The sequence below is a fragment of the Saccharothrix coeruleofusca genome, assembly GCF_014648515.1.
Lineage (GTDB): Bacteria > Actinomycetota > Actinomycetes > Mycobacteriales > Pseudonocardiaceae > Actinosynnema > Actinosynnema coeruleofuscum.
Window position 1 is genome coordinate 149,108 of record NZ_BMRG01000003.1, and the last position, 10,528, is coordinate 159,635.

Here is a 10,528-nt window from a genome sequence, read left to right on the forward strand (position 1 = left end):
GGTCTTCGGCGGCGCCTACGTGGTCAAGTCCAAGGTCAGCGCGGGCACCCCGGTCATCGCGGTGCGCCCCGGCGGCGTCGAGGCCGAGGAAGCCCCGGCCGAGGCCGTCGAGCAGGCCGTGGAGCTGCCCGCCACCGACCCGGCCAAGGCCACCCGGATCACCGGCCGCGAGCCGGTGGCGGGCGGCGACCGCCCCGAGCTGACCGAGGCGTCGGTCGTCGTCTCCGGCGGCCGCGGCGTGGGCAGCGCGGAGAAGTTCGAGGTCGTCGAGAAGCTGGCGGACAGCCTCGGCGCGGCCGTGGGCGCGTCCCGCGCGGCGGTCGACTCCGGCTACTACCCGCACCAGTTCCAGGTCGGCCAGACCGGCAAGACCGTCTCGCCGCAGCTCTACATCGCGCTGGGCATCTCCGGGGCGATCCAGCACCGCGCGGGCATGCAGACGTCGAAGACGATCGTCGCGGTGAACAAGGACCCGGAGGCGCCGATCTTCGAGATCGCCGACTTCGGCGTGGTGGGCGACCTGTTCAACGTCGCCCCCCAGCTCACCGACGAGGTCGGCAAGCGCAAGGGCTGATCCTCGCAGCTCACCGCCCGGAGGGCCGTCCCGTTCGCGGGGCGGCCCTCCGGCGTTCGCGGGCGCACCGCCGCTTCACCGACCTGCCACTGACGTGTCACCGGAACGACCTGCTGTCGGTCGCCGACGGGTCGGTAGACCAGTGGGTATGACGCAGCCGCAACTGCTTGTCAGCACCGGGGAGACCGCCGCGGGAGCGCCGCGCTACTCCCTCCTGGTGGCCCGCGACAGCCCGGAGGTCGTGGCCGCGCAGCACCTGCGGCACCGGGTGTTCGCCGAAGAGATGGGCGCGGTGCTGCACACGCCCGTGCCGGGCCACGACGTCGACCCCTTCGACGAGTTCTGCGACCACCTCGTGGTGCGCGACGACCGCACCGGCGAGATCGTCGGCACCTACCGGATGCTGCCGCCGGAGCGGGCGGCCGAGGCCGGGAAGCTCTACTCCGACACCGAGTTCGACCTGGGCGCGCTGGCGCCGCTGCGGCCGAGCGTGGTGGAGACCGGCCGCTCCTGCGTGCACCCCGACCACCGCAACGGGGCCGTGGTGTCGCTGGTGTGGGCGGGCATCGCCCGCTACATGCTGCTGTCGGGCCACTCCTGGCTGGTCGGCTGCGCCTCGGTGCCGCTGCACGACGGCGGCTCGTTCGCCGCGGGCGTGTGGGACCAGGTGCGCGCCAAGCACTACGCGCCCGAGCGGTACCGGGTGCACCCCCGCACGCCGTGGCGGGTCGACGAGGTCGCCCGGCCCGCGCGGGCGGTGCTGCCGCCGCTGCTCAAGGGCTACCTGCGGCTGGGCGCCTGGGTGTGCGGCAGGCCCGCGCTGGACGCCGACTTCGGCGTGGCGGACCTGTTCATCCTGCTCGGCATGGACCGCATCGACCGGCGCTACCTGAGGTTCTTCCTGGGGGAGACGGCATGAGCGCGCACCCGTGGATGCCGACCTCCCCGTGCGGGGACGGCTGCGTCGACCACACCTCCGCCACCGTGGGCGCGGTCCGGGCGCTGCTGCGCGCGGTGGCCGCGCTGACCGTCCTGCTGTGCGGCGGGTTCGTGGTGCTGGGCGCGCTGGCCACCCGAGGCCGGGTGCGGGAGGCGCTGCTGCGCCGGTGGTTCCGGGCGCTGGTGCGGGCGTTCGGGGCGCGGCTGCGGGTGGTCGGCCCCGACCGGTTCCAGGCCACCCCCGGCCGCGGCGTGCTGGTGGTGGCCAACCACGTGTCCTGGCTGGACGAGCTGGCCATCGACGCGGTGCAGCCGATCCGCATGGTGGCCAAGCGCGACATCAAGGACTGGCCGGTGCTGGGCAGGCTGGTCACCGCCGCGCGCACGGTGTACCTGGACCGGGAGCGGCTGTCCCTGCTGCCCGGCACGGTCGCCGAGCTGGCCCGCGCGCTGCGCGAGGGCGCCGCGGTGGGCATCCACGCCGAGGGCACCACGTGGTGCGGCCTGGCGTCGGGGCGCTACCGGCCCGCGCTGTTCCAGGCGGCGCTGGACGCGGGTGTGCCGGTCCGCCCGGTGGTGCTGCGGTACCGGGCGGGCGACGGCGCGGCGACCACGCGGACGGCGTTCGTGGGGGCGGACACGCTGGTGGACTCGCTGCGGCGGGTGCTGCGGCTGCGCGGCCTGGTGGTGGAGGTGCACGTGCTGGACGAGATCGCCCCCGGCCGCGCGGCCGACCGCCGGGAGCTGGCGGCGCTGGCCCAGGGGGCGGCGGAGCGGGCGGCGGAGCGCGCTGCCCGCGACGGGGTCCCGGCGTGGGGAACGCACGCCGCCCTCGTCTGACCGCCCCCAATCCGAGGAGTGCTCGCGTATCGGTTTGACCTCGACCAGGGTGGAGGTTGGACGATGGGGGCGTGAGCGCAGCCCGAGCAGCAGCGGAAGCCAGGTCCCGACTGTGGTCGCCGGAGCACCGGGGGCCCACGGTCGGGATCGTGCTGCTGGTGACCCTGCTGGCCTTCGAGGCCATGGGCGTCAGCACGGCCATGCCCCGCATGGTCGCCGAGCTGGACGGCGCGGACCTCTACGCCTGGCCCTTCCTGGCGTTCCTGGCCGCCAGCGTGGTGGCCACCGTCCTGTCCGGACGGTTCAGCGACCGGCGCGGGCCCCGGCCGTCGCTGCTGGTCGGCCCGGCGCTGTTCGTGGCGGGCCTGCTGGTCGCGGGCGTCGCCGGGGACATGCCGGTGCTGCTGCTGGGCCGGTTCCTGCAGGGGCTGGGCGCGGGCACCCAGATCGTGGCCGTGTACGTGCTGATCGGCCTGGTCTACCCGGAACGCGACCGCCCGGCGGTGTTCGGGCTGCTCTCCGCGGCCTGGGTGGTGCCGTCCCTGGTCGGCCCGGCGCTGGCCGGGTGGCTGACCGAGCAGCTGAGCTGGCGCTGGGTGTTCCTCGGCCTGGCCCCGTTCGTGCTGGCGGGCTTCCTGCTGCTGGTGCCGGTGCTGCGCGCGTTGCCGCCGCAGCGCGGCGAGGCCCCCGCCCGACCTGGTCTGCCGCTGGCCGCGCTGGGCGCGAGCGCGGGCGTGGTGGGGTTGAGCTGGGCCGCCCAGCACCCGACCGGCGCGCTGGACCTGGCGCTGGGTCTGGCGGGCCTGGTCGTCCTGGTGCCGTCGCTGCGCGTGCTGCTGCCCAAGGGCACGCTCACCGCGCGGCGCGGCCTGCCGGTGACCATCCTCGCCCGCGGCCTGCTCGCCGGGTCGTTCTTCGCCGCCGAGGCGTTCATCCCGCTCACCCTGACCTCCGTGCACGGCTACTCGGCGCTGGCCGCGGGCATCCCGCTCACGCTCAGCGCGCTGGGCTGGTCCGGCGCGGCCATGTGGCAGTCCCGCAAGCCCGACATCCCCCGCGAGAAGCTGGTCCGCTGGGGCTTCCTGCTCAACGCGGCGGGCATCGCGGGCGTGACGCTCATCGCACCGGCCTGGGGACCGGCCTGGGCCACCCCCGCGCTGTGGGCGCTCGCGGGCGCGGGCATGGGACTGGCCATGTCCAGCCTCAGCGTGCTCACCCTGGCCGCCTCCACCGACGCCGACCGGGGCTTCAACTCCTCCGCGCTGCAGATCAGCGACATGCTCGGCTCGGCCCTGCTGGTCGGCCTGGGCGGGGTGCTCGTCTCCGCGCTGGCCTCCGCGCAGGCGCCCACCGCCGCGGTGATCCCGTTCGACCTGCTGATGGCGGCGGTCTCGGTGGTCGGTGCCGCGCTCACCGGACCGCGCTGCCGGGCTACCCTGGAGCACTGATGGCCTACTTCGACCACGCCGCCACGACGCCCATGCTCCCCGAGGCGATCGCGGCCATGACGCGGGCGCTGTCCAGCACGGGCAACGCCTCGTCGCTGCACACCTCCGGCAGGCGCGCGCGGCGGGCGGTCGAGGAGGCCAGGGAGGACATCGCCGACGCGCTGGGCGCCCGGCCGTCCGAGGTGATCTTCACCAGCGGCGGCACCGAGAGCGACAACCTGGCCGTGAAGGGCGTCTACTGGGCGCGCGGGCGCAAGCGCGTGGTCGCCTCCTCGGTCGAGCACCACGCCGTGCTCGACGCGGTGCAGTGGCTGGCCGACCACGAGGGCGCCGAGATCACCTGGCTGGAGCCCGACGGCCTGGGCCGCGTCCGCCCCGAGGCGCTGCGCGAGGCCATGGGCGAGGACGTCGCGCTGGTCACCGCCATGTGGGCGAACAACGAGGTCGGCACGCTCAACCCGGTGCCCGAGCTGGCCGCCGTCGCCGCCGAGCACGGCGTGCCGTTCCACACCGACGCGGTGCAGGCGCTGGGCGCGGTGCCGGTCGACTTCGCCGCCTCCGGCGCGAGCGCGATGACGCTGTCCGGCCACAAGATCGGCGGCCCCTACGGCGTGGGCGTGCTGCTGCTGGGCCGCGACGTGCCCACCACCCCCGTGCTGCACGGCGGCGGGCAGGAGCGCGACGTGCGCTCCGGCACCCTGGACGTGCCCGCCATCGTCGGGCTGGCCGCGGCGGTCCGGCACGCGGTCACCCACCAGGAGGCCACCGCCGCCCGGCTGTCCGCGCTGCGCGACGAGCTGGTCGCGGCCGTGCGCGCGGCCGTGCCGGACGTGGTGGTCAACGGCGACCCGGTGCACCGGCTGCCCGGCAACGCCCACCTGACCTTCCCCGGCTGCGAGGGCGACAGCCTGCTGATGCTGCTCGACGCCAAGGGCATCGAGTGCTCCACCGGCTCGGCGTGCACCGCGGGCGTGGCCCAGCCCAGCCACGTGCTGCTGGCCATGGGCGTGGACCGGGCGCTGGCGCGCGGCTCGCTGCGCTTCTCGCTGGGCCACACGTCCACCGAGGACGAGGTGCGGGAGCTGGCCGAGGCGATCGGGCCGGTGGTGGAGCGCGCCCGCACGGCGGGCATCGCGGGGATGCGGCGGAAGGCGGAGGTGTGACCGGGATGCGGGTGCTGGCGGCGATGAGCGGCGGCGTGGACTCCGCGGTGGCGGCGGCGCGCGCGGTCGAGGCGGGGCACGACGTGACCGGCGTGCACCTGGCCCTGTCGGCCAAGCCGGGCACGCTGCGCACCGGCGCGCGCGGCTGCTGCACCATCGAGGACGCGCACGACGCCCGCCGCGCCGCGGACGTGCTGGGCATCCCGTTCTACGTGTGGGACTTCGCCGAGCGGTTCACCGAGGACGTGGTCGAGGACTTCGTGGCCGAGTACGCCGCGGGCCGCACGCCCAACCCGTGCCTGCGCTGCAACGAGCGGATCAAGTTCGAGGCGCTGCTGGACAAGGCGGTGGCGCTGGGCTTCGACGCGGTGTGCACCGGGCACTACGCGCGGCTGTCCACTGTGGACGGACGAGTGGAGCTGCGGCGCAGCGCCGACGACGGCAAGGACCAGTCCTACGTGCTGGCGTCGCTGACCACCGAGCAGCTGGCGCACGCGATGTTCCCGCTGGGCGGGTCGACCAAGGCGGCGGTGCGCGAGGAGGCCGCGGCGCGCGGGCTGTCGGTGGCGGAGAAGCCGGACAGCCACGACATCTGCTTCATCCCCGACGGCGACACGCGCGGGTTCCTGACCCGGCGGCTGGGCGAGCAGCCGGGCCTGCTGGTGGACGACGAGACCGGCGCGGTGCTGGGCAGGCACGCGGGCGTGCACGAGTTCACCGTGGGGCAGCGCAAGGGCCTGGGCATCGACGCGCCCGCCCCGGACGGCAGGCCGCGCTACGTGCTGTCGCTGGAGCCGGTCAGCGGCACCGTGCGGGTGGGTTCGGCCGAGAAGCTGGCGGTGACCGAGATCGTCGCCGAGCGGCCGGTGTCCCGGATCGAGTGGGACGGCCCGGTGGAGTGCGTGGCCCAGGTGCGGGCGCACGGCGGCACCGCGCCCGCCGTGGCCGAGCTGGTGGACGGCTCGGTGGTGGTCCACCTGCGCGAGCCGCTGCGCGGCGTCGCCCCCGGTCAGGCCGTTGCCCTCTACCGCCCCGACCCCACCGCGGGCGACCTCGTCCTGGCCAGCGCCACCATCACCACCACCCGCTGACCCGCGAGTCGAACGCTCAGGACCCCTGAGTTCAACGCTCAGGTTGGGTTATCCAGCAAAGCGGCGCTCGCGGGCACCCCGCAGCGCGCGCTGCCCTGGTGCGTGGGCAAGTACTACCCGGCGGGTGTGTGTGGGCCGGTAAGTACCGCCCGAGGTGCGTGAACGCTCGGTTCGTGGTGTCCAGGCGCGCGACTCGCGGGGGCGACACTCCCGACACGCCCGCGACCGGGTGGCGCCGGGGGCGGGCGTGGTTGTTCTGAGCGTTGAACTCGGGGGTTCTGGAGGTTCGACTCGCGGGTCAGGCGGGGGTCCAGTCGGTGTTGGCGCCGCAGAGGACCACGCAGGGCAGGTCGCCGGGGACGCGGCCGTGCAGCCACGCCGCGAAGGGCACCGCCGCGGCGGGTTCCACGGCCAGGCGGAACTCCTCCCACAGGCGGTCCCGCGCCGCCAGCAGCTCGGCGTCGCTGACCAGGACCGAACGCACGCCCGCCTCGGCGACCACGGCGAAGGGGAGCTCGCCGACCCTGGTCGCCCCGAGCGCCGACGCGGCCACCGAGTCGATCTCCACGTCCACCGGCTCACCGGCCTCCAGCGCCCGGTGCAGCGCCCGGCAGCGCTCCGGCTCGACGCCCACGACGGTCCTGCCGCCCGCCCCGAGCACGGTTCCGGCGATCAGCCCGCCGCCGCCGACCGCCACCGCGATGGCGTCCACGTCCGGCGCGTCGGCCACCACCTCGGCGGCCACGGTGCCCTGCCCGGCGATGACCTCGGGGGAGTTGTACGCCTCGACGTACACCCCCGGCACCTGCCGCGCCGCCGCGGCGGCTTCGGCGTAGGTGGCGCCGTGCCGGATCAGCTTCGCGCCCACCGCCTCGATCCGCCGCACCTTGCCCTCCGGCGCGCCCAGCGGAACGTAGACCGTCGCGGGCACGCCGAGCAGCTGCGCCGCCCGCGCCACGCCCAGCCCGTGGTTGCCGCCGGACGCGGTCACCACCCGGTCGGGCAGTTCCCCGGACAGCAGGGTGTTCAGCGCCCCGCGCAGCTTGAACGAGCCGGTGAGCTGGAGGTGCTCCAGCTTGAGCACCAGCGGCCGTCCGTCGACCTCGGTGCGCAGCAGCGGGGTGCGGCGGATGTGGGGGCGGATGCGGTCAGCGGCCGCGGCGACGTCCATGCCGCCAGCATCCCCTCAACCCGGCGGCCACTTGTAGGGCTGCATGACAATCCTCACCACCCCCGTTCGGGTCGACTCTAGGATCGGTGGGTGATCGGGGTATCGGTGGTGGTGTTCGGCCTGGCCTGGTGGCTGGGGTTGTACCTGCTGGCGCGCGACCCGCGAAAGCCGTTGCTGCACCGCACGGCGGCGGGGTTGCTCGCGTACGCGGTGGCGCTGGCGCTGCCGCACCCACCGGCGGTGCTGCTGGCCGCGCCCGCCGTGGCGTGGACGGGCGTGATCGCGTGCTGGCTGCCCGAGCGCTACGAGCGCTGGTGGCGGCTGGGCGCGGTGCCGCTGCTGGTGGTGGCGCACTTCGCGCCCGCCGTGGTGCTGGTGCCGCTGGCCGCAGCGTTCGCCCTGCTCCTGCGCGCTCGGCGGGACCGGGCGCTGGCGGGCGTGGTGACGCTGATGTTCACCTTGGGGTCGGCGGCGGTGCTGCTGCGGGTCGACTGGTTGCCGCCCTGGCTGATGGTCACCTCGATCGGGGTGGACCTGCTGCTGTTCGGCGTGCTGGTGGCCGCGGCGGACGCGTTCGACGAGGGCGAGGCGGTCCGCGCGGACATGGTGCGCTCGCTGGCCGTGTCGGCGGGCACGGCGCTGGTGTTCGGGGCGCAGGTGGCGCTGTTCCTGGACGAGCGGCTGGTGCCGCTGCTGTTCGGCACGGTCGCCGCCGCCGTCGCGGTGCAGGTGCTGGCCAACCCGCTGGCCGCGGCGGTGGACCGGGTGGCGCTGCCCGCGGTGGCCGCCGAGCGGGCCGAGTTGCGCGAGGCCGCGGAGGCGCTGCCCAAGCGCCCGCCGCTGGCCGACGTGGACGAGGCCGAGTTCGCCAAGCTGACCCGGCGGGCCCTGAGCCACTACGGCGACCTGGCCAAGCTGGTCGCCAGCCCGCTGACGCGGCTGCCGGTGATCGACGCCCGGCTGGCCGCCCGAGGCGCGGCCGACCAGCCGCTGGAACGGGCGGCGGAGTTGAAGTCGCTGCTGCTGGAGGGCATTTCCCGGCTCAAGCCCAAGGACGGCGACTTCGGCACCAGCGATGAATGGCGGCACTACAACGCGCTGTACTTCTACTACGTGGTGGGAATTCGTCCTTACAGCAGTCGGACGAAACGCGAGGACCTGGACCCGGAATCGCGCAAGGCGCTCGCCTGGTTCGTCAACCAGGTGCCCGAGCGGACCCTGCACAACTGGCAGAACGCGGGGGCCAAGTTGGTGGCAGCCGACCTGTTCTCCCAGGTCGCGGACCGCTGACTGGCAGGCGTTGGCAGCGTTCGGCGTGGCGTTGGCAGTTCCGGCGGACCTAGCTTCATGGCCATGACGACGAATCAAGTTCGCAATGACGGCCTGCTCCGCTTCGCTCTCAAGCTCGACGGTGTCGCCTCGGGTGGGTTGGGGGTCCTGGCCCTGCTGATCGACGCTCCGCTGGGTTTGCCGAGGGGGCTGGTGATCGGTCTGGGCGCATTCCTCGTGGTTTACGGGATCGGGGTTTTCCTGCTCGGGACCAAGCCGATCCGACCGCTGGTCGGGGTGGTGGTGCTGGGCAACTTCCTGTGGGTGGTGGACAGCTTCCTGACCGCGTTCGCGGGCTGGTTCGAGGTGACGCCGCTGGGGGTCGCGGTGGTCGTGGCCCAGGCGGTCGCGGTGGCCGGGTTCATCGCGCTGCAGGTGCTGGGGCTGCGCCGGTCGGCGTGAGGACGGCCCGGAGCGGGCTGAGACGGGCCCGAGATGAGCCCGGATGGCTCTGTCCCCGATGTGGTTCTTGCTGGACCGTGGAGGCAGCGCCGCCCGGCCCGCGCAGCGCCGGGCACCCACTGGAACAAGTGAGGGAATTGCGATGACGCACGCGCTCGGTGCCTCCGGCGACGTCGACGACGGCGCTGATCGTCCCGCTCCGACCCGCGCCTCGCTGATCCTGGGGCTGCGGCGCGCGGCACCGTCCGCCTTCGTGGTCGGCGTGGAACCCGCCTGCGCCCCGGAGGAGGAGGGTTCCGCCAAGCGCGGCTTGGCGGACTACCTGGCGGACCTGGGCTACTCGGGCGATCAGCCGCCGCGGCCATGAGCGCTCGCCGTCCGTGGCGGACAGGGGGAGTCACGGACGGCTCGCGCGGCGCTCGGGGGAGTGGAAGTGGCGCGAGGGCATGGGGCGCGTCACACCCCCGCACCACGTTCTGGGCGGTGCGATAACCGTCCGCACCGACGAGGTAACCGTATGTGGCCCGCGCCGGACCGTCAATGGGTCTAGACCTTTCTGTCTTCGACCGGTCAACGGGGCGTGCGCGGGGGGCGGTGGGAAACTGGTGACGTGGACCCTGCCCCCTGGCCCGAAGGCACCGCGACCGGCATCGGCTCGCTGCCCGGAACCGACCCGCACGAGGCGGCCCGCCTCGTCCTCGGCGAGCTGCCCGACCTGCCCCACCTGCCCGAGCTGCCCGCGCGCGGGGTCGGCGCGGACCTGACCGGCCGCACCGCCGCCCTGCTGGTCGACCTGCCCGTGGAGGTGGTCCCCTCCGGCTACCGGGTCGCCGCGCGCCCCGGCCGGGACCACCGGCGGGCGGTGGACCTGCTGCGCTGGGACCTCGACGCGCTGGAGGAGGCCGCCGCCGCGACCAGGCCCGCGGTGGTCAAGGTGCAGGCGGCCGGGCCGTGGACGCTGGCCGCCACCGTGGAGCTGCCGCGCGGCCACCGGGTGATGACCGACCCCGGCGCGCTGCGGGAGTTCACCGAGTCGCTGTGCGAGGGCCTGCGCGGGCACGTGGCCGAGGTGGCCAAGCGGACCGGCGCCCGCGTGGTGGTGCAGCTGGACGAACCCGCGCTGCCCGCCGTGCTGCGCGGCCTGCTGCCCACGCCGTCGAAGCTGGGCACGGTGCCCGCGGTGCCCGAACCCGAGGCGCAGGCGGTGCTGCGGACCGTCGTGGAGGCGGTGGACGCGGACGTGGTCGTGCACTGCTGCGCGCCCAACCCGCCGGTGTCGCTGATCCGCAAGGCGGGCGCGCGGGCGGTGTCGCTGGACGCCACGATCATCGAGCAGCGGATGCTGGACGAGATCGGCGAGGCGTGGCAGGAGGGCCTGGTGTTCTTGCTGGGGCTGGTGCCCAGCACGGCCCCCGGCGCCCCGGTGGACCTGAAGTCGTTGGCGCGTCCGGCGTTGGAGCTGGTCGACCGGCTGGGCTTCGCCCGCTCCACGCTGGCCGCCCAGGCGGTGCCGACGCCGACCTGCGGGCTGGCGGGCGCGAGCGCGGGGTGGGTCCGCCGGGCGCTGTCGC

At 74.8% G+C, this 10,528-nt stretch carries 11 protein-coding genes; 10 read left to right on the plus strand and 1 reads right to left on the minus strand.

Annotated features, from left to right (window positions below):
* From IEZ00_RS36410 to mnmA, 6 genes are all read left to right on the plus strand, one after another.
* The coding region (locus IEZ00_RS36410) for an electron transfer flavoprotein subunit alpha/FixB family protein (protein WP_229795339.1) at window positions 1-574 on the plus strand (574 nt) is incomplete at its 5' end.
* Between the two features lie 148 nt (window positions 575-722).
* The gene (locus IEZ00_RS09130) at window positions 723-1,493 is read left to right on the plus strand and encodes a GNAT family N-acetyltransferase (RefSeq protein ID WP_189222750.1); all 771 of its coding nucleotides are present in this window, start codon (window positions 723-725) and stop codon (window positions 1,491-1,493) included.
* Window positions 1,490-2,353 (plus strand): lysophospholipid acyltransferase family protein, encoded by an 864-nt coding sequence (locus tag IEZ00_RS09135; protein WP_189222751.1) that lies wholly within the window; start codon window positions 1,490-1,492, stop codon window positions 2,351-2,353. The genes IEZ00_RS09130 and IEZ00_RS09135 overlap by 4 nt, the downstream gene beginning before the upstream one ends.
* Before the next feature lie 146 nt (window positions 2,354-2,499).
* Window positions 2,500-3,801: an MFS transporter gene (locus IEZ00_RS09140; RefSeq protein WP_444544475.1), complete on the plus strand. Its 1,302-nt coding sequence runs from the start codon at window positions 2,500-2,502 to the stop codon at window positions 3,799-3,801.
* Entirely contained in the window at window positions 3,801-4,964 is a 1,164-nt protein-coding gene (locus IEZ00_RS09145) for a cysteine desulfurase family protein (RefSeq protein WP_189222753.1), read from the plus strand. Before IEZ00_RS09140 ends, IEZ00_RS09145 begins: the two co-directional genes overlap by 1 nt.
* A gap of 5 nt (window positions 4,965-4,969) precedes the next feature.
* Window positions 4,970-6,055 carry a tRNA 2-thiouridine(34) synthase MnmA gene (gene mnmA, locus IEZ00_RS09150; RefSeq protein WP_189223306.1) on the plus strand — a complete coding sequence of 362 codons (1,086 nt, stop codon included), beginning with the start codon at window positions 4,970-4,972 and terminating at the stop codon, window positions 6,053-6,055.
* Between the two features lie 298 nt (window positions 6,056-6,353).
* Here the strand turns inward: mnmA and IEZ00_RS09155 are convergent, their stop codons facing one another.
* Window positions 6,354-7,226, minus strand: coding sequence for a threonine/serine dehydratase (locus IEZ00_RS09155; protein WP_189222754.1), 873 nt, complete (start codon window positions 7,224-7,226; stop codon window positions 6,354-6,356).
* A gap of 90 nt (window positions 7,227-7,316) precedes the next feature.
* Here IEZ00_RS09155 and IEZ00_RS09160 point away from each other — a divergent pair, with 90 nt between their 5' ends.
* The 4 genes from IEZ00_RS09160 to IEZ00_RS09175 form a co-directional block, all read left to right on the plus strand.
* Window positions 7,317-8,516 carry a hypothetical protein gene (locus tag IEZ00_RS09160; protein WP_189222755.1) on the plus strand — a complete coding sequence of 400 codons (1,200 nt, stop codon included), beginning with the start codon at window positions 7,317-7,319 and terminating at the stop codon, window positions 8,514-8,516.
* A gap of 63 nt (window positions 8,517-8,579) precedes the next feature.
* Window positions 8,580-8,957, plus strand: a complete 378-nt coding sequence (locus IEZ00_RS09165; RefSeq protein ID WP_189222756.1) for a hypothetical protein — start codon at window positions 8,580-8,582, stop codon at window positions 8,955-8,957.
* 142 nt (window positions 8,958-9,099) lie between these two features.
* Entirely contained in the window at window positions 9,100-9,324 is a 225-nt protein-coding gene (locus tag IEZ00_RS09170; protein WP_189222757.1) for a hypothetical protein, read from the plus strand.
* A gap of 243 nt (window positions 9,325-9,567) precedes the next feature.
* Window positions 9,568-10,528 (plus strand): uroporphyrinogen decarboxylase/cobalamine-independent methonine synthase family protein (locus IEZ00_RS09175; RefSeq protein WP_229795343.1); only part of this gene is annotated, 961 nt, incomplete at its 3' end.